Genomic DNA, 18,701 nt, shown 5'->3' on the forward strand with positions numbered 1-18,701 from the left:
CTACGCCAGGCAGGTGCGAGATGCCCGCGGGACGGCCGTCAGCCATTGTCCGGGTTCACGGTGAGTCGGCCGACGTTGGTGCGGAAGTTGGGCATACCGAGGTGGACGATGGACGGCTGGGCGGCCCGGTCGCGCATCGCCGCCAGCTTCTGTGCGGCGGCGGCCATGGTGGTCTCGATCGCGGCGACCTCGCCAAGCCAGCCCTGGTCCTTGGCCTCCTGGAGCCGGTCGATGAGGTTGGCATGAATCTCTTGGAGGCGCGGCATCTGGGCCGGGTCCACGCGAAGTAGGGGGCATCTGACACAGGCGTTTTCATGCTGGCACGGGGTCGAGTAGTCGCGGCCGCAGGTTCCCAGGGCGACCTTGCGGAGTTCGAAGTGGGAGAGGAATTCGTCCCACTCGTCGGCGGTGAGGTCGCGGTATTCCTCGCTGGGCCGCTCCGCCCGGCGGCGCGCGATGAACGCGCGGTGGTGGGTGATCACGTCCTCGGGATAGGTGGCCGCGTAGCCCATCGTGGTGTCGAGCAGGGCATGCCCGCAGACCTTGGCGGCGATATGGGGCGGGAGGCCGGAGCGCAGTGCGTCGGTGACGAAGATTCTGCGGAAGTCGTGCGGCCGCCATTCGAGTGGCTCGCCGGCGATGGTGATGTGTGCCGCGGCCGAGGTGGCGACCATGCATTCGCGGATATAGCTGCGGGTCAGCGCCCGGTCTTCGGAGCCGTAGCGTCGCTGGAACAGGAACGGCATCGGCGCGCTCCAGGTCTGCTCGAACACGTCGTAGGCCGACACGAGGGGCAAAGCCGGGTTGCCGCGTCGGACTCGGAAGATGACCGCGGTGAGGACCTCGGCGAGTTCGGGTGAGACGAGCAGGAGCCGTTCGGCATCGGTTTTCGAGGGGGCGATCTGCAACATGGGGACGACTTCGCCGGTGGTGGGCAGCGTGTAGGCGACGAAGCTGTGATGGGTGAGTTCGAGCATTTCCTCGATGCGGATCCCGGTTGCGCGTAAGACCTCGACCGTCGCCCAGGACCAGAACGCGGACTCTTCCTCATGCGTGAGGTTGCGCTTCTTGCCGGCGGGAAGCTCGATCGCGTAGACGCGTCCGGACGGGCCTTGCCGACAGCGGAGGAAGGCGCGCCCGTCGACTGTGAAGATCTCTCCTTCGCTGGTGTCCCGGGCGGCGGCGATCAAGCCTTCCGCCTCCTTGTGCTGTTGTTCAACAGCGCGGACCAACGCCGGAAGCAGCGGGAGCTGGGCCCGGGTCCGTTGGTCCATCCGGGACTTGACCCTGGACCTGGCCTTCTTGGTTGCGCACTCACTCGCCTTGATCGGGCAGGGAACGGCCCACCTCGCCCAGCGGGCGGGGTCGTCGGCCGCCCAACGGGCGATGTCCTCGTAGAAGGCCTTGACGAAGACCAGTTCGCTGCGGAAGTTGATGCGGGGCCGGATCGCGTTGCCGTCCGCGTCGCGGATATAGGCGAGCCGTTCCTTCCACGCCTTGGCGACTTCCGGTGCCAGGTGCAGGGAGTCGATGCCGGGATGGTGGCGTTCGAGGTCGCGTCAGAACAGACGACAGAGGTTGCGGGCGATCGAGCGGAGCGAGGTGTGGTCGAGCTCGGGTGCCCGCTCGGTCAGGTATTCGACCATCAGGTCCCGGACGGGCCTGTACTCGATCTCGTACTTGTCGACGATCTGCTCGACGTTGGGGCGCCTTTCGATGCGCAAGGCCCGCAGGCGCGGCGGAGCGGCCGCGGGCAGGATCCCGGTCTCCTTCAACAGCGCGTAGAACAACGGCCGTCCGGCGCTTCCCCGGAAGTGGTGTTCTTCCAGCGCTTCCGTCAGCTCGACGCAGTCGCCGACGGTGATGTCAGCGACTATGCCTCCTTTACTGATCACGATCCAGGTGAGCTTGTTCAACGCGTCCGACCGCGCCCACCCGATCGCGTCCTGCGCGTGCTGCTCAATCCGGGCGAACCCGTCACAGTCGATCGCCCGACGGGCTTCGGCCAGCATCAACGCGAGCCGCTGTCGCAACAGCCACCGATAGGACGGCCGGATCACCTGCCCTGCGATCAACAGAACGAGACCGCCGGTCAGTTCGTCGCGGCGGTACCGTGGCGCATTGTCGCCCAGAACGTTGTCGGTCCACTCGAAGCCGGCGGTGTCCGCGCCGCTGGCCAGCCAGCGGTCCTGCCAGGTGTCACCGGGTTGACGCTCCAGCCAGTCCAGCAGCTTGATCAATCCGCGTCGCCGCGTCAGGTCCCGCTTGACGGTCGCGGTGTCCGTGAAGGTGGTCAGCAGCCGTCCGACCAGGGCCTCGCGTTCCTGGCGTGTCTGCCACCACCCCGCCGGCAGCGGGCGAGCAGGCCACTCCCGGGCAGACATCGTGGCCCTGGGTGCGATTCCCGCCGCAGGCTCGACACGGATCTTGCGGGCCATCACGCCTCCCCAGACATCTGCGGGGTTCCGAACAGCGCGGCCAAGGCCTCCGGTCGATAGCCCGGCGCGGGCGGCGCTGGGAGGGCTTCCCCGCGGCGCCGTTGTCGCTCGTGATGCGCGAGAACGTGGCGGACCACCTCATCGGGCGCGGGGTTCGTGTAGACCTCCGTGGTGGTGATGTGGGCGTGGCCGAGCACCCATTGGACGTCAGCGAGCGTCAGGTCCGGGTCGCGGATCATCCGCTTGGCCGCGCTGTGCCGCAGGTCGTGAAGCGTCCAGTTGGCTCCGAGGAACTGGTTGACGCGAGTGAAGACCATCCTGGCCGCGTCGTAGGTGAGCGGCCGGAACGGTCGACGCAGGGTCCACCACAGCGGTTCAGAAGCTCCTCGCGGGACCAGGCCGTGGGTCTCCTGCTGATAGAGGCGCAACCAGACGAAGGCGTCCGCCGAGGCGGGAAGGTGCTGGAGCGTCCGGCTGCCCTTGCGGAGCACTCCGACCGTCTGGTCCTGCGGCGCGACGAGCCCCTGCACGACGCCGAGGAGTTCCGACGCCCTGGCCCCCGTGGAGACGTAGAACGCGATGAGCGCTCGGTCGCGGTTCGATGTGAGGCTGGCGAACAGCTCGTTGAACGCCTGATCCGGGATGACCCTCGGGGCAGGCCTGGGCTCTTTGGGCTGGTAGGCGGCCCTTCGCATCGGCTGCCGAAATGCCTGCATCGGACTGTGGTGCGCGTTGAGCCTCCCCTCCTCGGCCCCCTCCGCGGCCGGGAACGGGTTGATAAGCGGACGGCCGTGCATGTCGCGGTGGTACTCGTAGAAGGAGCGGATCACCGTCCGGGCGTGACGCCGGGTGCGAGGGGCGTAGTACTGGCCCGGTGCCGCCTTCCCGGTGAGCGGGTTCACGGACCCTGGCGCGGGAGCATCCGATCGGCGGGGCCGCGACGGTTTCCGTACCGTCTTGAGCCAGAGCGCGAAGTCCCGGGCCTCGGCGCGGCCCGCGGCATCCCACGCAACGTCGATTGCCCGAAGGAACCGGAACCAGCTCAGGAGCTCGTACGCGTACGACCGGAGCGACGCCGGTCGAGCGTCATCGGCCAGCATGTGGTGCAGGAACTCGCCTACTGCGGCGACCTCGACACCGTGCTCGTCAAGAAGCGCGAACGGCTGCAACGGATCCCCCGTTTCCGCGACCCGGCCCACCCGTTCGACCGTCAACGCTGCGACATTCCGGATCCCCACGTCCGCCATCCCATCCTCCGTGCGCCGACGAACTCGACGACACGCGATGACAGCAGATCCAGCCCGATACGCATCACCGCAGCCGAAATGTTCGGAGAACGACAACGGCCGCGTGCGGGGCCGATCGGCGCAGCCGGCGGGCGATCTCGGCCGCCCTCGTCCCGGAACGTCGGGAACGTGACGACGGCCCCGGCATACGCCGCACCACACACCGGCCCGCGCCGGGCAGGTTCCGGCCGGCGTGAGGGCCGCCGTCGACGTCCGACCCGTGGCACAGGCCCGTGAGGGGATCGATCGCCGGATCCCTTGCACACCAGGACCACCTCGCCTCGCCACCGGGACCCGGCGGGACGAGGTCGACCGGGGCGATCCGATCGCGAGCCGCGGGTGTCGGCAGTGCGGCACTGCGCAGGGGGTTTCGTGTACGGCCGTGGTCATCGCCGGCGCTCGGTCGGGGCTTCAGCGTGGCGGCTCGTCGCACCACAGGCGCGTCGTCGGCACGAGCGCCGGCGGGGGGCTCGTGGGCAACAGAACGGCCAGGGCCTCCTCGACGCGGCCGAGGTCAACGAGGTGACAGGCGAGGTCGTGGCTGTTCCCGGGGTCGTGCCCCTGGAGGACGGTGACGGCCTCCTCGGTGCGCCCGGCGCCGGCGAGCAGGCGTGCGATGTCCTCCGCCGCGTACCAGGTGTCGCCTTCGGGGTGGGCGCGGGCGTGTGCGACCGCCTCGTCGATACCGGCGCAGGCGACCATCAGCGGCAACCGGATCCGGTACAGCTTCCACTCGTCCTCACCCCCGCGTCGGGCGTGGAGGGCATCGAGGTGGGCCAGGCCGTCGGCGGGGCGGCCCCGATCGAGGCACAGCCCGGCCAAGGCGTGGAGAATCCAGTCGTCGCCGGGGCGGGCGTCGGCCCCGGCGCACATCACGGCGATCGCCTCCTCTCCCCGTCCGTGCCGGGTCAGGAGCCGCGCGAGATCGTAGGCCACGTTCGGATCCCGGGCCGCCGGACCGTCGGTCGGTCCGTACACGGCGATCGCCCCGTCCACGTCGCCGCCCTCCTCCAGCACCTCCACCAACCGCCCCACGGCCTCCTGATGCCCGTCCGACGCGGCGTAGGCGCGTAGTTCCCCGACCCGGCCGTGCCGGGCCAACAGGTCGGCGAGCCGGTCTCGGCCGTTGACCGAGACGATCCGCCGGCGGTGGAGCAGGGCGACGGCCTCGTCGATGCGGCCCTGGCGTTCGCGGATCGTCGCAAGCGGGCTCAACGCCGTGTCGGGTCGAGGCCGCAGCAGCACCACGGGCCGTCGCAGCGGTGGTCGGCCCGAATCCGGCCGGCGAGCAACGCGGCGGCCTCCTCGTCGCGGCCCGCGACGCAGGCGACGTCGACCAGGGCGGTGGCGATCACCCGGTCGTCGACATGCGGCACGAGCAGGTCGAACGCCTCCCCGGCGCGGCCGTGCCGGGCGAGCAGCCTCGTGTAGGCGTCCAGGGCTTGGGGTGTCCGGCCTCCATGCGCTTTCGGGTGATGTCGATCGCCTCGTCGACGCGGCCCCAGCCCTCCAGCACCCCGGCCGCGCCGACGACGGCCGTCCACCGGCCCGTTGCCACATACGGGGCCAGGACCTCCCACGCGTCGGCCTCCCGGCCCCGATCAGCCAGTGCCCGCGCCCACGCCAACGCGCAGAACCACTGGCCGCGTCCGGCCTGCGCCTCCACCACGTCGGCACGGCCGCGTTCGAGCAGCCTCGAGGCCAGCTCCGGCGGAATGCAGCCGGACTGTGTCCGGGCCCGGGAGTCGAGATCGGTGGCGTCCACGACGGGGCACCATAGCGCCCGCCCCCGACACCGGACCGACACCACCCAGCGGATGGGTGCAGGCCGTCGAGGGTCGGTGACCGCTCTCGACGACATCACGACCCCGGCGGGCCCGGGAGGGGAACGGGGTCGTGTCGGGCCGCTCGGGTAGCGTCCCGAGTCCCGCGACGGTCGACCATGCGAAGGAGCCGAGCCGTGAGTACCGACAGCGTCGAGTGGTTGCAGGACTCCTACTTCGTCGAGTTCGGCTACTGCGTGACGTTCGCGCGCGGGTTGTCGGCGACGGAGTTGTTGCGGCGCATGGGCTGCGACACGGCGAACACCGCCCGCAAGGGCGTGGTCGACGCGAACCACCGGATCGAGGACGTCGCCGAGGAGTTCGGCCATCGGGCCGTCGCGGACAGGGAGGGGGTGATCCGGGCCGGCGAGGCCGACGGTTGGGCGTTCGCCGTCGAGGATGCCGGCAGCCGCGGCACCCACCACGACATCCTCGCCGCCGTATCGACCGGCACGACGGCCCTGTGCACCTTCTGGAACATCAACGCGCTCACGATGTTCCATTACGCGCAGTCCGGGGTCGTAGTGTGCGGGTTCGACCGGCCCCGGGACCGCCGGGGCCCCGACCCGGACCGGCTGGTTCCGCACCTGACCCGCGGGGGTCTGCTGCTGCCCGACGGAACCCAGCCCGACCTCGGCATCGACGAACGACAACGATTCGTCCACCGCATGCTGCACACCGAGTTCGGCACCACACTGCCCCGCGAGGACGTCGAGTACGGCGAACTCCTCGCCGCGATGTACTGAACCCGGGCACCCGGGCCCGGGAACAAGACCCGCGTGCCCTCCTCGGGCCGGTGGGCGGGACACGGAAACGAAGGACGCCACCCGGACAGCCGGGCTTCGGGATCGACGAACCGGCCGGCCGCCCCCTCCCCTCGGAGCGTCGGCCGCCCCCGACACGGCGGAACACTCCGACGTCCCGACCGGACGAACACGAAAAGAATTCAGAACACGGGTCGCTCCGGTCGCTCCCTCGGCGTCCACGGGCCGGGCTCGGCCGCCGTCGTGCGAACGTCCCCGACGCGCGGCGACGGTCGAGGATCACCGCCGCAGCTCCCGGCCCGACACACGACGAACACCGCGTCCCGGGCCGCGACTTCGGCATCGCACCGGGCGCGCTCCGCGGCATTGCGGCGGCACGCGGTGCGTCGAGGCCGTACTCCCGCGCGTCGGAGACGTCGGGGATGTGCAGGGCTCGCGCGCCGGCGGGCGCGGGTTCAGGCGTCGCGCCACGCCTGCCGGAAGCGTTCGCGATCGGCCGGGTCGTCGTCGGGTCGGGTGGAGAGCAGGACGCGCCAGGCGGTGAGTTCGACGTCGCGCAACCACGCCTCGCCCAGGATCACGGCCTCGGAGCCACCGCGATCGAGGGCCTCGACCAGAGCCCGCCCCACGACGCGCGCCGTGGCGCTGCGGCGGTCGCCGGCGACCCCGGCCAGGAAGGACAGGATCTGCCCGGCCAACCCGGCGCCGTCGCCGGACAGCGCGCGCAGGACCAAGCCCTTGACGTTGGCCGGCAACAGATGGGGATCGTCGGACGCCTTCCACAACCGCACCCAGAAGTCGTCGGGGCCGCCCGGTTCGGGAAGCACCGCCCACAGGGTCAACAGATGCGCGCCGGCGGCGTAGGAGGAGGAGTGGGCCGCGGCGAGGGCGGCGACGTCGCACACGCCGCGGACGTCGAGATCGGCGGCGGGAAAGTCGCCGGGCAGATTCAACCGCCCGAGCAGGTGCGGCAGCAGGGCCTCGGTCATGTGGGGACGGTGATCGGGCAGCATCCGGACTCCCGTGGGTCGGGTACGGGCGGCACCGGCGCGCTCGGCGCCGGTCGTGTCGATCCTCGCAACCACCGTGCGACCACCGCGGCGACGTCGGCGGGCCTTGGCCGGGAACAGAGCACGAACGCCGCGTTGTCGCCCCCCGGACATCGGCGTGACCATCGGTGGAGGGGGTCCGCGACGCGTTGCCGGGCGTGCGCACCGAGTCGGCGGCCCGTGGTCCGCCCGTCCCGGCGCCGACCGTCGGCTACCGCGGACGGTAGGAGCTCGCGATCTCCCAGACCCAGACCGCCATCACGACCAGACCGACGGCCCACGCCAGCACCGCGCCGTAGCGCACGGCCCGCACCCGGGCGAGGATCGCGGCCGTCCCGGCGACGGCCAGGACCGGCCCGCCGAACCACGGGATCCGCCAGCACAGTGCCTGGCCTCGCGTCGTGCAGATCAGACCGTCCGCCGCCGAACCACACGGATCGCTCCCCATCGCCCCCAGCGGCAGAACCAGCATCAACAGCCCGGTCGCCACCCACAACACCACCAGCGCCGACGCCGTCAGCACGCCCCGACCCCCGCCGCCCGTCCCCGGCGCCCGGGTCCCGCCCACCGCATCGCGCCGCCCCGCCGTCCTCGTCGTCATGCACCCACCCTGCCGGGGCGGGAGAGCGCACTCACAGGGACGACGTACTCAACCGGACGCGTCCACGTACTCAACCGCCGGGCGCGTACGGGTTCGAAGCGGGCCCGGCGAGGTGTGTTCCCGACCGGGTTCCATCGTCTCGAACACAGGACCCACGGCGGACAGGACCCGGCGGAGGTGGGCTCGGGAGCCGGGGTGGGTCAGGCCAGGTGGACGGTCCCGAGAGGGACGGCGTCGACCAGGCGGTGGAGGGGGCCGATCAGGTCGCCGGAGAGTGCGATCCGGTGGTGGGGTTCGAGCGCGTCGGTGACCTCGGGGACGGGCCGGGCTCCACGGAGGCGGGCGACCCGGTACCCGTTGCCGTCGATGTCGACCGCCACGACCCGGCGCAGCTCGATCCGGTCGTCGCGCTCGTGGAACAGCCGCTCTGCGGCCGCCCGTGACTCCTCCATCGCCTCGTCGAGCGCCGCGTTCGGAACCGACCACGCTTCGCACATGAACGCGAGGCCGGCGAAGCCGTCCGGGGAGTCCGCGACGCGCCGTGCCGGGCGCTGTCGAGCACGGGTTGCCGCAGACCCCACCCGGCCGGGACGTCGGCCGGGTTCCGGTCCCGGCTGTCGCGCCACCGTCGGGAGGGGACCACGCGTAGCTCGATCGCGCCGACGTCCATGGCCGGCTGGTGAAGACCCCACAGCGTCGGCTCGCGGGGGGCGCCGATATCCCGGCGGACGCCGCCCGCGGGCGGGTAGCGTCGCGGGATGACTCGATTGCGCATGGTCGCCCCGGCCGTCGCAGCCGCCGCGTTCCTCCTGGCAGGCTGCTCCGACCACGACGGGCCCCACGCCCCGGACCCGAACGCCACGCCCGTGTACCGATCCAACATCTACTACTACGGGGGTCCCTCCCCCGGGTTCGCATGGCACTCCCCGACGCCACGATGACCACGGCAATTCCGCGACTGCCGGGCACGCCACCCGACACGGGACCCGACCGACGCCTCGAGATCGCGTCAGGCACCGGGGGCGTCAATCCCCGCACGGCGGTGTTCCTCACGGCGCCTCGGCCCGTGCAACGCGCAGGTTCCCCATCGGCGGGGCCGGCGTGGCACACCGCGCGGGCGGCCGGGATCGTCGGGCTCGGCGCGCGGTCCGGGGAGTCCTGGAACGACGATGCCCGGGCCCACGGCGTACCGCACCCGAGGATCGCGACGGGCCGTCCCCCGCGCGCCGGGCTCCCGCCCCCTGGGCCGGCCCGGGAACGGGAACACCCTCGGCGACGGGAACGGCGCGGCCGCATCCCGCGGTCAGGCCGCGTGCTCGAGGGACGACGCCGGACGCGCCGCCGCGGTCACCGGCCGGCCGGAGGCCACCAGCCGGCTCCGGACGAAGATCGTGGCCACCCGGGTGACGACCTCGGTGAGCGCCATCAGCACGAACGCCGAGACCCACGCCTGGTCGGTGGTGATGTCGTGGGCGAGGCTGAAGTGGGCGACGTGGTCGGCGCCGCCGTGGTCGACCCAGATCTGGAAGCCCATCCGAGCGCCCATGCCCAGCACCCACAACACCGCCGAGACCGCACCGGCCTTGATCAGCAGATGCCCGCCCGCGGAACGGATCCGGGTGAAGACACCGCCGGCGACGCCGAGCGCCGCGCCGAGCGCCATCAGCGTGCCGATCAGCACCGTGTCGTTGCCGGCGGTGGGGATCGAGTGGAGGTACTCGGACCCCACGAACGCCACGATGCCCAGCGGGAGGAGGAAGGTCTTGCGGTCCAGCCGCCCTTCCCGCAACTGCCGGAAGACGACGAGGACGAGGACGATGTCGGTGATCCAGTCGGCGTGTGTCATGTCCCCAGGCTGTCGCCGCCGCCTTTCTCGCACCTGGACCCACGGGTGGAACAACGGGTGGAGACGCGGGTGGACCCCCACGACCACCCCCGCGCCCCGGCAACCGCTCGGGGCGGCCCGAGGCCACCGAACGCATCGCGGCGGCCACGACCATCCACGCTCCGGGGACTCCCTCCGGGGAACGGCGGGCGCTGTCGGACCGGGTGTCGGCGCCCGGGACGGAAACCACCGCCCGCATCCGCACCGACGACTTCGCCGGGTGCCGCGACACCGGTCCCGGCACGAGCACGCGTCACCGCCGCGGGGCGGGTCGATCGACGGGGACCCCGTCCCGGCGCAGGGGTCGTCCCAGGATGTGGTGCATGTCCTGTTCGATCGCGTCCAGGAGTTCCGCGCCGAATACGCAGAAGGTGTGTTCCCAGGGGTGTCCGAAGGTGCCGAATCGCAGGTCCTCCGCGAGGAAGACGTGGTAGTCCCCGTCGGGGTATGGGCCGAACGGCCAACCCTCGCGCGAGCGCCCCTCGAGCACGCGCGGCAGGAACATGTCGGTCTCCGGGACGTCCGGACGCAGCCTGTGGCAGGTGTGCTGCCAGTCCAGGAGCCACAGCGACTCCCCCGGCCCGCAACGGTCGACGAGCCCGTCCTGGACGACGTCCACCAGACGGTCGAGATTCCGATCGCCGGGATCGTCGCGCAACGCGTCCAGGCTCCACGTGATCGACGGCGAGGGCTCCGTGATCCCGGGAAACTCGCACACGCTGGGTCTGAAGGCGAAGCGGGCGTCGAAACGGTCCCAGACATCGGTGTATTCGGGGCCGGACAGGATGCGCAGGCGTTCGACCGTCACCCGGCGAACCTATCGTCACGCGGCCCGCACGCCCCCGGCGCCCAGGCCGGTCATCCCCCGACGGGGTCACACGAGGCACAGGCGCCATCGGCCGGCGCCGGTAGCCCGGGACCTCGACGTCCGGGCGTGGCCCTTCGCGGGCCGGGCACCCCGGTGCTGCGGGTCGGGTTCGAAGTATCGCGGCTCGGCAAGGGCGCGTTCGCCGTGGGGCGGAAACACCATCACCGCGTACCGCGGACGAGTGTCCACGGCCGCCGGGACGGCGGTGCCGCGCGTAAAGACCGTCCGCCGGTTCTCGCGCGCGGAGCGCACAGCGCTCAGTCGTGGATCGCCCAGGCCTCCGGCGGCAGCCAGTGGGGAAGGTCGTCGAGTGCCTCGACGGGGTAGAGGATCGGCCGGGTGAGGAGGCGGTCGCCCTCGCGTTGCACGTTGATCGTCACGCCCAACGACTCGGAGGAGGGAACGCCCGCGCTCATGTAGGCGAGTTCGGTGTACGGCGGGCGGGTCTCGGCGCGGTCGAGCATCCATTGCTCGAGGACGGAGGGCACGCGGCCGACCAGCGCCGTGCCGTCCGCGAGGACTTGGGGTCCGCACAGGGCGTCGACCGCGACGCCCGCGAGATGCTCGCCCCGGTAGTACAGGCGCAGACCGAACTCCCGATACCACCCCTCCTCGACCGTGTGGACGCTCGCGCCCGGCGGACAACTACGCCTGTACCGCTCGGTTTCCGCGGTGACCTCGCTCATCGCGTCCGCAACCTCGTCAGGGCCCATGCCGAAGCGCAGCGGCCCGACACCCACGAACGGCTCCAGCACCCACGCCCGCCGCTCTTCGTCCGGCAACACATGCCACCACCCCTCGAACACGATCACGGAGCCTACAGGTGCCCACGGATATGGCCACGACGCCGCGGACCGTCGGCGCAGGGCGGCGGGGATGTGCCGCCGGCGCGCCACACGTGCCGGAGGTGGTCGGTGAGCGTGTCGACGACGGCGTCGCGGCCGTCACGGCAGGCCAGGACGAAGTCGACGTCGGCGTAGCCGTTCTCGACTCCGTCCTCGGTGTTGAAGACGACGCTCGTGACGTGTGCGGGGAGTTGTGGAAGGAACCAGGTGGTCCACGCCTCGGCGGCGGCGCGGGCGTCGCAGATGCGGATGCCCAGCGACGGCGGACGCGGGGTGTAGGAGCCCTGGAACAGCCAGGGCCCGATGGGGAACCACGCTTCGAGGAGAGGCTCTCCGCGAAAGCCCTCCCCGGCCCTCCAACGGGCGTCGGGTCGTTGTTCGAGGGAGGCGATGACCTGCTCGACGGCGAGGTCCCACGGTTGGTCCGGGGCCGGGGCGAAATACCAGGGGGTGGCGTAGCCGGCGGGGTCCGTCGTCACGAGGTCGTCCTTCCGGATTCGGCCGAGGCGCGAGCGTCCCGGGCCGGTATGGATCGAACAGGTCCGCCCCGCGGGCTCGGTCCGGGTTCGTGTCTAGGTTCCGGTGGCGTCGAGGGGGTGTGATTGGGCCAGTCCGCCGGTGAGGACGGTGGCCGGCGCGTCGGGTGCGGCGGGGACCCGGATCAGGACGCAGGCGAGGAATGTTTCCTTGACGGTGGTGAAGGGCCCGCTCCGGCCCGGGAACGCGATGGTCGTGCGGGCGGTGGCGGTCAGGTGTGCCTCGGGTATCAGGGCCTTGGCCTCGATCGTCTTGTCCAGGACGCAGGGGACCAGGCGGTCGCCGGTGGCGGTCCGGAACGTCTGCCGGACGACGGGGCGGGCGGTGACGGTGGTGGTCTGCGACATCCGCTCGTCCCGGTGGGCGTCGTCCTCGATCCGCTTGCGCAGGTCGGTGGTGTGACTGCCCGGCGTGAAACGGTCCTCGGCCGCGCCGGGGCCGGCGGGCACCGACATCACCGCGGCGTATCGCCCGCACACCGCCGCGGCGTCGCCCGCGGTCGTGGTGCGCGCGGAGCCGGAGGCGTCGCGGGCGACGTCGTCGAGTGTGGGGCGGGCCTGGCGTTCGGGGCTCGCGCTCGCCGTCGCCGGTGGGTCGCCCACCCGGGCGTGGGCGGTGAACACGGCCTTCCACGGCGCGCCGGGCGTGTCCTGGACGAAGTGGACGACGGCCTTGTCCTCGCTGTCGGCACCGGTGGCGGCGACGGCGACGAACGTGCGGGGATGGCCGCTCGCCCGGGGGATCCAGAACTGCGGGGCCAGGTGGGTGAACGGCTTGTACGGTTCCCGGTCCGGGCGTGCCCGGTCGGCGCGGTACGACGCCAGTGACCCCTCCAGCAGTTCGCCGCCCTCGACCCCGGCGAGGCGGTCGCCGTCGAGCGCCGCGTTCGCCGTGTTGTTCTCGGCGTCGTAGCGCTCCAGGACCTGCCGTGCCTCGACCTCGGAGATCACCGCAGGATCGGGTACCGGCGCCACGACCGACGCGCTGGGCACGGCCGGCTTGCCCGACCCACCCCCCGACGAACACCCCGCCGCGGCCCCGACCGACGCCAGAGCGATCACCGCCGCACCCACTCGTCCCGCCCGACTGTGCATCCGTTCCCCCGAACTCCCGTCCGTCACCGACGAATCCACACTCTCACGCGCCCCCGACCACGCGGACGCGCAGGCAACAGGGGCGGAGCGGTGGGGCGGATCGGATCACGAGCGCGAACCCTCGGGGAACGTCGACCCCGCACGGCGTGTTCCTCACGACGCCTCGGCCTCGGCCACGCGCAGGTTCCCCATCGGCGGGGCCGGCGTGGCGTACCGCGCGGGCGACCGAAATCGCCGGGCTCGGCACGCGGGACGGGGTATCGCGGGCTGCGGAGCGCTCGAAGGCCCTCTCCGCTCTTCCGGCCCGGACGCGTTCGCACCGGGCCCGGGGACGAGTCGGGCACGCCGGAGTCGGACCGATCGGATCGAGCCGCCCGATTCCCGGGCCGCTCGGGCGGCGGGCAGCGTGGCCGTCGCCCTGATCGCTCGGCCCACGAGGGGTGGCCGGCCTCGTCCGGCGAGGATGCGTCGCCGGGTCCGGATCCGGTCGGTGGTGACGCCGAGTGCTCGCGCTGCCCGGTCGACGGTCAGGGCGATGGTGGCGTCGACGGCGTCGGCCCGGGAGGGGTGGCCGGCGCGTCGGGCGGTGTGTTCGCGTTCGCGGACGGCCGGGGCGCCCCCGGCGTTTGTTGCGGGCGCGTGGCAGGTCGTCGGTGTCGACGTCGAGGGGTTCGTCGGAGCCGTCGAAGTGGGGCGTTGGCACCCCGCGTCCGCTGGTCACGCCCGAGGCGCGAAGCGCTCCAGGAGCCGCTCGCGCTGTTGGACGCCCAGGCCGCGGACTCGGCGGTTCTCGGAGATCCCCAACTCGACGAGAAGTTCGGCGGCGCGTGCCTTCCCGATGGACGGGAGGGATTCGAGCAGGGCCCGGACCGGCATCTTGCCCATGGCGAGGGTGTCGGTGGCCAACACCTCGCCCAGTGACAGCCGGCCGCTCTTGAGAGCCGCCTTCACCGCGGCTCGTTCCCTGCGGACGGCGGCGGCCTTGGCGAGCGCGGCGCTGCGCTCCTCGGGACTGATCGTCGGCACGGCCATCGGGTACTCCTCGCGTCGTCCATCCGGAACGGGCCCATCATGGTCGATGCCACCGACGACGCCCGGCACGGCCGTCCGCGCCGAACCTTGCGGCCACGCACGCGACTCGGCGCGAGCGTCGGCCCCGTCCTACTTCCCCGACGTGGCGGTCGCCACCAGACAGACCACGTCCGGCCGGGCGCACATCGCCGCGACGTCGGAGGCGTTCGGGGGCGGCGACGTCGGGGAGTCCGCGACCGCCGGCCGCTCCGCGGGGGCGGCGGACAGCCCCTCGTCGAGCACACGCGTCGCCGACCACGCCGCCACGACGACGAACACGTAGAGCACGACGTGCTTCCGGTACCGACGCATGATCCTCCCGTGGATGCGAACGGCAACACCGTAACCAGGGCCTCCGACACCGGCGTTCGCCGAACTCAGGGGTTCGCGGTCGCCTGCCCCGGACTCCGGCCCCGCCCACCGACGGGGCGCCCCGGACGGCGAAACCCTTCGGCCCGCGTCCCCGGGGGTGATGCGCCCATCGGGCGAATGCCGTCCGCACGGTGGCGTGGCGTCCCCGGAGTCGACGTCCCGCCCCGGCATCGTGGCGGGTGTCGCGACACGTTCGTGTGTGGGCCCGAACACCCTCGCCGACGAACCGGCCGGCCGCCTCTTCCCCTCGGGGCGCCGGCCGCTCCCGGCACGGCGGAACACGCCGGCGTCCCGACCGACGGCGCGAGACGTCCCGACGGGCTCAGCCGGCGCTCCCCCGGCTTCGGTGCCCGTAGCGGCTCAGGTCCGCGGAACGCCGGCCCGGGGGTTGGAGGTCGGTGGAGGGGCCGCTCACCCGCGAGCTCACCGTCCCCTCGATCCCGAGGCAGGAGCCCCAGAACCTGCTCGACGAGGACGATCGATGGCCGCTCCTGCAGCGATGCCTGACCGACGATGATCTCCCTGCGGACGTCCGGGCCGCCGGCGCAATCACCCTGCTGTTCGGCCCGTCCACCGAACGCCTCTGCCATCTGAGACGCCCGAGCACCTCAAATTCGGCGACAAGCACGCCCACCTCGTCCCTGGGCCGCCATCCTGTCCTGCTGCCCCCACGTCTCACCGAACAGCCTCGGCTCCGACCGCAGCTCTCGCGAGTCCACGCAGGCCCCAGGTGGCTCTTCCCGGGCATGGTTTTGGCAAGCCGATCTCGACGCATGGCATGACCCAGAAACTCAACCGGCACGGCATCCCGGTTCGCACCGCGCGCAACGCGGCGCCGGCCGCCCTCGCAGCCGATCTCCCAAGCCCGATCCTCGCCGACGTGACCGGGATGCACCGCCACACCGCACTCCGCCGGGTCGCCTACGCCCGACGAGACTGGGCCGAGTACCTCGCCGCCCGGGCCTCGGACAACGAGGGTCGCCCATGACCATCGCCGTCAGACACGAGGGGCACCCAGGCCGACCGACGCCTGAACGCGCAGCGTGATCGGATACCAGCAGCGCACGAAGCGGAGGAAGACATGTCAACAGCCGCAGTTCCGACCCCGTTTACCCAAACTGCCAGCTCAGCGGAAGCGTCACAGACGACTGGTGGATTGATCATTTTCTTGAACGGTACATCGAGTTCCGGGAAGTCGAGCATCGCCAGGGAACTCCTCCCGATCCTGGACGACACGTACTTCTACATGCCGGTGGACGCCTTCCACGCCATGCGGGCAACACCACGGGACCTCGCCCCCGACCAGCTCCAGAGCGTGCTCAAGCACACCTGGATGGGCTTCCACCGGGCAATCGCGGGGATGGCCGCCGCCGGCAACAACATCGTGGTGGACCACGTCTTCAGCGAACAATGGCGCTTGCTCGACTGTCTTGCCCTGTTCACCCCCGCAGACGTTGTCCTGGTCGGCGTGCACTGCCCCTTGCCGGAACTGGAACAGCGTGAGCGGAAGCGCGGTGACCGCCCGCCAGGTCTGGCCGCACGCCAGATCGCCCAGGTCCATGCCCACGGCCTTTACGACATCGAGTGCGACACCGGCACCACCAGCCCGCTCGACTGTGCTCGGCAGATCAGGGCCTTCCTGCCACAACGTCCGAACCCCACCGCTTTCGAGCAGCTGAAGTCGGTCCGGCACGATGAGCCGCCGACCGGATGACCAACTCCGCTGCCACGGGCTCGACATGGTGGACGCCGGTGGGGGTTCACCGTTACGGGCTGCGGTTTTCCAACGGCCACGCGCGTCCAAGTAGCGAGTGAGGGGTCGGCCTCCCGGCGCCTGAACGCGTTACCGCGCAGGTTCCTCACCGAAGAAGCGACGAGAAGAAGGGGAATAGATAGTGCACGGTCGGAATAACCCCCTCCCGCCAGTACATCGCGCACCTCCGCCCTCAGCCACCCCCTGTCCGAAAACCACCTCCCGTGCTCGAAGCACTGGGAGCTGTACGAAGGATCTTGTGACCATCCGTTGATCGGGTCGTTGATCTGTTCATGGGGCGTGGTGATCTGACGGATCGCGAGTGGGGTTTGCCGGAGCCGTTGTTGCCGGTGAATCCGGGGCGGGGCGGCCGGTGGGCGTCGCATCGTGTGGTGTTGAACGGGATCCTGTATCGGGTGCGGACGGGTGTGCCGTGGCGGGATCCGCCCGAGCGGTTCGGTCCGTGGAGCACGGTCTACGAGCGGCATCGTCGCCGATCGGCGGACGGAACGTGGGAGCGGATCCTCACCGCGTTGCAACGTGAGGCGGACCGCGCCACTCCCGACGCGGTCCTCGCGGCGATCGTGTGGGACGTGGCCGTGGACTCCACGATCGATCGCGCGCATCAACACGCGGCAGGCGCTCGACACACCCGTCCCCGGCGCCCGCACGGTCAAAAGGGGCGGTCGTCGGGGACGAACCGGACGAGGCCCTCGGCCGATCCCGAGGCGGGCTCACCACCAAGCTCCATCTCGCCGCCGACGGCCGGGCACGACCGCTGAGCCTGGTCGTCACGGCCGGACAGGCGGGCGATGCCCCGCGGTTCGAACAGGTCATGCGCGGCATCCGCGTTCCGCGTCCCGGCCCCGGCCGACCGCGGACCAGGCCGGACACGGTCACCGCGGATGCCGCGTATTCCTCCCGCGCGATTCGCGGCCATCTGCGCGGACGCGCCATCCGTCACACGATTCCCGAACGTGCGGATCAGGCGAACAACCGCCTGGCCAAGGGCCCGGCCGGCGGTCGACCACCCGGATTCGACGCGGAACTCTACAAGACCCGCAACACGGCGGAACGCCTGATCAACCGCCTCAAACAGTTCCGAGCCGTCGCAACCCGGTACGACAAGCGCGCCTACGTCCACCGAGGAACCGTCCAGGTCGCCGCCATTCGCATCTGGCTCAGACCATGATCCTTCGTACAGCTCCTAGCCCACGCCCCTACCGGAGTCCGACGATGAAGACGACACCGTGAACCGCCGCCGACTCTTGCGCGGCGCGCTCGCCACCGGCCTCACCGCCACCGCCCTCGGCATCCTGGCCGAGCTGGACCCGGCCCTCGCCGCCGACGCCGCGCCGGCCGAACTGTCCGATCTGGAGGTGGCCGCCGAAACGTATGGCCATGGCTACCGCGGCCAGACCCCGACCCGCGTCCTCGCCGACCTCGCCCAGGACTTCGCCCGGCTCCGGCCCTTGATCGACGCCCCTCAGCCCGCGGCTGCCCGGATCCGGGTGTGCCGCACCGCCGGGCAGATGGCCGGGATGGTCGCGATCGTGCTGCACGACCTCGGCGCCCGCACGGACGCCCGCGCCTGGTTCGCCACCGCGGCCACCGCCGCGCGAGAGTCCCGCGACGACGACCTCCTCGCGTGGACCCTCGCGCGCGAGGCGATGGTCCCGCTCAACTACGGCGCCCCACGAGCCGCGGCAGCCCTCGCCGAGCAGGCCCGACGGGCCGCCGGGAACCGAGCCACCCCGGCGGCGACCCTGGCCGCCGCCGTCACCGCCCGCGCCCACGCCCTGGCCCTGGCCCACCAAGGCGAACAGGCCCGCCGCGCGGTCGCGGACGCCGACGCCCTGATGGAACGCCTCGACGCCGGCGCACGGGCGGACACCTGGCTGACGCACAGCGAACAGAAACACCACGTGCACCTGTCCCACGCGCTCACCGCGCTCGGCGAAACCCGCCGCGCCCGCGAAAGCCAACAGCGGGGATTGGAGCTGTCCGCGCCGACCAGCACCATGACCCGCTCCCTGCTGAGCATCGACGCGGCCGCCTGCGACCACCACGACGGCGACACCAAACAGGCCTGCCGGCGCGCGACCACCGTCCTGGCCGACCTCCCTGCCGCCTACCGCACCGGGCTCGTCCACCACCGCGCCCTCGACCTGTAGCGGTCCGTCCCCGCCCGACACCACCCCGAGCCCGCGGTGCGTGAGTTGTACGACCTCCTGTCAGCTTGAACCAGACAAGAGGTACGGATACGTGGCCGTTCAAAAGCCCGACGCCATCGGTACGGCAACGTTGTTTGCGGG

The 18,701-nt window shown here is 71.7% G+C and carries 21 protein-coding genes and 1 pseudogene; 6 read left to right on the top strand and 16 right to left on the bottom strand.

Annotation, left to right across the window (positions count from 1 at the left end; genetic code table 11):
* Positions 1 to 38 precede the first annotated feature (38 nt).
* The 6 genes from ABZ374_RS37315 to ABZ374_RS37340 all read right to left on the bottom strand — a co-directional run bounded on the left by ABZ374_RS37315 (position 39) and on the right by ABZ374_RS37340 (position 5,489).
* Positions 39 to 1,190, bottom strand: a complete 1,152-nt coding sequence (locus ABZ374_RS37315; RefSeq protein WP_360320026.1) for a site-specific integrase — start codon at positions 1,188 to 1,190, stop codon at positions 39 to 41.
* Positions 1,191 to 1,559: 369 nt separating this feature from the next.
* Complete coding sequence (locus ABZ374_RS37320; RefSeq protein ID WP_360320029.1) at positions 1,560 to 2,438, bottom strand: hypothetical protein; 879 nt, start codon at positions 2,436 to 2,438, stop codon at positions 1,560 to 1,562.
* Positions 2,438 to 3,685: a site-specific integrase gene (locus tag ABZ374_RS37325; RefSeq protein ID WP_360320032.1), complete on the bottom strand. Its 1,248-nt coding sequence runs from the start codon at positions 3,683 to 3,685 to the stop codon at positions 2,438 to 2,440. Before ABZ374_RS37325 ends, ABZ374_RS37320 begins: the two co-directional genes overlap by 1 nt.
* Positions 3,686 to 4,135: 450 nt before the next feature.
* The gene (locus tag ABZ374_RS37330) at positions 4,136 to 4,939 is read right to left on the bottom strand and encodes a hypothetical protein (protein ID WP_360320035.1); all 804 of its coding nucleotides are present in this window, start codon (positions 4,937 to 4,939) and stop codon (positions 4,136 to 4,138) included.
* Positions 4,936 to 5,100, bottom strand: coding sequence for a hypothetical protein (locus ABZ374_RS37335; RefSeq protein WP_360320038.1), 165 nt, complete (start codon positions 5,098 to 5,100; stop codon positions 4,936 to 4,938). The genes ABZ374_RS37330 and ABZ374_RS37335 overlap by 4 nt, the downstream gene beginning before the upstream one ends.
* A complete protein-coding gene (locus ABZ374_RS37340) occupies positions 5,076 to 5,489 on the bottom strand; it encodes a hypothetical protein (RefSeq protein ID WP_360320041.1) in 414 nt (137 codons plus the stop codon). Before ABZ374_RS37340 ends, ABZ374_RS37335 begins: the two co-directional genes overlap by 25 nt.
* A gap of 195 nt (positions 5,490 to 5,684) precedes the next feature.
* Here ABZ374_RS37340 and ABZ374_RS37345 point away from each other — a divergent pair, with 195 nt between their 5' ends.
* Entirely contained in the window at positions 5,685 to 6,293 is a 609-nt protein-coding gene (locus ABZ374_RS37345) for a DUF6461 domain-containing protein (protein WP_360320044.1), read from the top strand.
* Between the two features lie 473 nt (positions 6,294 to 6,766).
* On the opposite strand, the gene ABZ374_RS37350 is transcribed toward ABZ374_RS37345, so the two are convergent.
* The 3 genes from ABZ374_RS37350 to ABZ374_RS37360 form a co-directional block, all read right to left on the bottom strand.
* On the bottom strand, positions 6,767 to 7,300 hold the full coding sequence (locus ABZ374_RS37350; protein WP_360320047.1) for a hypothetical protein: 534 nt from the start codon (positions 7,298 to 7,300) through the stop codon (positions 6,767 to 6,769).
* 271 nt (positions 7,301 to 7,571) lie between these two features.
* Entirely contained in the window at positions 7,572 to 7,961 is a 390-nt protein-coding gene (locus tag ABZ374_RS37355; protein ID WP_360320050.1) for a hypothetical protein, read from the bottom strand.
* Positions 7,962 to 8,161: 200 nt separating this feature from the next.
* The gene (locus ABZ374_RS37360) at positions 8,162 to 8,458 is read right to left on the bottom strand and encodes a hypothetical protein (protein WP_360320053.1); all 297 of its coding nucleotides are present in this window, start codon (positions 8,456 to 8,458) and stop codon (positions 8,162 to 8,164) included.
* A 261-nt stretch (positions 8,459 to 8,719) separates the two neighbouring features.
* Between ABZ374_RS37360 and ABZ374_RS37365 the strand changes: the two genes are divergently transcribed.
* On the top strand, positions 8,720 to 8,902 hold the full coding sequence (locus ABZ374_RS37365; RefSeq protein ID WP_360320056.1) for a hypothetical protein: 183 nt from the start codon (positions 8,720 to 8,722) through the stop codon (positions 8,900 to 8,902).
* A gap of 362 nt (positions 8,903 to 9,264) precedes the next feature.
* Here ABZ374_RS37365 and ABZ374_RS37370 read toward each other — a convergent pair whose 3' ends face one another.
* From ABZ374_RS37370 to ABZ374_RS37400, 7 genes are all read right to left on the bottom strand, one after another.
* On the bottom strand, positions 9,265 to 9,807 hold the full coding sequence (locus ABZ374_RS37370) for a hypothetical protein (protein ID WP_360320059.1): 543 nt from the start codon (positions 9,805 to 9,807) through the stop codon (positions 9,265 to 9,267).
* Between the two features lie 292 nt (positions 9,808 to 10,099).
* The gene (locus ABZ374_RS37375) at positions 10,100 to 10,654 is read right to left on the bottom strand and encodes a DUF2716 domain-containing protein (RefSeq protein ID WP_360320062.1); all 555 of its coding nucleotides are present in this window, start codon (positions 10,652 to 10,654) and stop codon (positions 10,100 to 10,102) included.
* A gap of 317 nt (positions 10,655 to 10,971) precedes the next feature.
* Positions 10,972 to 11,526 carry a hypothetical protein gene (locus ABZ374_RS37380; protein ID WP_360320065.1) on the bottom strand — a complete coding sequence of 185 codons (555 nt, stop codon included), beginning with the start codon at positions 11,524 to 11,526 and terminating at the stop codon, positions 10,972 to 10,974.
* Between the two features lie 5 nt (positions 11,527 to 11,531).
* On the bottom strand, positions 11,532 to 12,038 hold the full coding sequence (locus ABZ374_RS37385) for a hypothetical protein (RefSeq protein ID WP_360320068.1): 507 nt from the start codon (positions 12,036 to 12,038) through the stop codon (positions 11,532 to 11,534).
* 93 nt (positions 12,039 to 12,131) lie between these two features.
* Positions 12,132 to 13,046, bottom strand: coding sequence for a hypothetical protein (locus ABZ374_RS37390; protein WP_360320071.1), 915 nt, complete (start codon positions 13,044 to 13,046; stop codon positions 12,132 to 12,134).
* Between the two features lie 861 nt (positions 13,047 to 13,907).
* Positions 13,908 to 14,222 (bottom strand): integration host factor, actinobacterial type, encoded by a 315-nt coding sequence (mihF, locus tag ABZ374_RS37395; RefSeq protein ID WP_360320074.1) that lies wholly within the window; start codon positions 14,220 to 14,222, stop codon positions 13,908 to 13,910.
* Positions 14,223 to 14,351: 129 nt separating this feature from the next.
* Complete coding sequence (locus tag ABZ374_RS37400) at positions 14,352 to 14,573, bottom strand: hypothetical protein (RefSeq protein WP_360320077.1); 222 nt, start codon at positions 14,571 to 14,573, stop codon at positions 14,352 to 14,354.
* 838 nt (positions 14,574 to 15,411) lie between these two features.
* On the opposite strand from ABZ374_RS37400, the gene ABZ374_RS37405 reads away from it, so the two are divergent.
* The 4 genes and pseudogenes from ABZ374_RS37405 to ABZ374_RS37420 all read left to right on the top strand — a co-directional run bounded on the left by ABZ374_RS37405 (position 15,412) and on the right by ABZ374_RS37420 (position 18,560).
* Positions 15,412 to 15,621, top strand: coding sequence for a hypothetical protein (locus ABZ374_RS37405; protein ID WP_360320080.1), 210 nt, complete (start codon positions 15,412 to 15,414; stop codon positions 15,619 to 15,621).
* Positions 15,622 to 15,714: 93 nt separating this feature from the next.
* Entirely contained in the window at positions 15,715 to 16,347 is a 633-nt protein-coding gene (locus tag ABZ374_RS37410) for an AAA family ATPase (RefSeq protein WP_360320083.1), read from the top strand.
* Between the two features lie 332 nt (positions 16,348 to 16,679).
* Positions 16,680 to 17,578, top strand: a pseudogene (locus ABZ374_RS37415) (IS5 family transposase).
* Between the two features lie 58 nt (positions 17,579 to 17,636).
* Positions 17,637 to 18,560 carry a hypothetical protein gene (locus ABZ374_RS37420; RefSeq protein ID WP_360320086.1) on the top strand — a complete coding sequence of 308 codons (924 nt, stop codon included), beginning with the start codon at positions 17,637 to 17,639 and terminating at the stop codon, positions 18,558 to 18,560.
* Positions 18,561 to 18,701 lie beyond the last annotated feature (141 nt).

The organism is Embleya sp. NPDC005971 (assembly GCF_040629175.1).
Lineage (GTDB): Bacteria > Actinomycetota > Actinomycetes > Streptomycetales > Streptomycetaceae > Embleya.

Coding starts and splice junctions, on each gene's coding strand:
- ABZ374_RS37360 (WP_360320053.1), bottom strand. CDS start 8,458: ATGTGCGAAGCGTGGTCGGTTCCGAACGCGGCGCTCGACGAGGCGATG.
- ABZ374_RS37410 (WP_360320083.1), top strand. CDS start 15,715: ATGTCAACAGCCGCAGTTCCGACCCCGTTTACCCAAACTGCCAGCTCA.
- ABZ374_RS37325 (WP_360320032.1), bottom strand. CDS start 3,685: ATGGCGGACGTGGGGATCCGGAATGTCGCAGCGTTGACGGTCGAACGG.
- ABZ374_RS37365 (WP_360320056.1), top strand. CDS start 8,720: ATGACTCGATTGCGCATGGTCGCCCCGGCCGTCGCAGCCGCCGCGTTC.
- ABZ374_RS37405 (WP_360320080.1), top strand. CDS start 15,412: ATGACCCAGAAACTCAACCGGCACGGCATCCCGGTTCGCACCGCGCGC.
- ABZ374_RS37355 (WP_360320050.1), bottom strand. CDS start 7,961: ATGACGACGAGGACGGCGGGGCGGCGCGATGCGGTGGGCGGGACCCGG.
- mihF (WP_360320074.1), bottom strand. CDS start 14,222: ATGGCCGTGCCGACGATCAGTCCCGAGGAGCGCAGCGCCGCGCTCGCC.
- ABZ374_RS37320 (WP_360320029.1), bottom strand. CDS start 2,438: ATGGCCCGCAAGATCCGTGTCGAGCCTGCGGCGGGAATCGCACCCAGG.
- ABZ374_RS37350 (WP_360320047.1), bottom strand. CDS start 7,300: ATGACCGAGGCCCTGCTGCCGCACCTGCTCGGGCGGTTGAATCTGCCC.
- ABZ374_RS37400 (WP_360320077.1), bottom strand. CDS start 14,573: ATGCGTCGGTACCGGAAGCACGTCGTGCTCTACGTGTTCGTCGTCGTG.
- ABZ374_RS37370 (WP_360320059.1), bottom strand. CDS start 9,807: ATGACACACGCCGACTGGATCACCGACATCGTCCTCGTCCTCGTCGTC.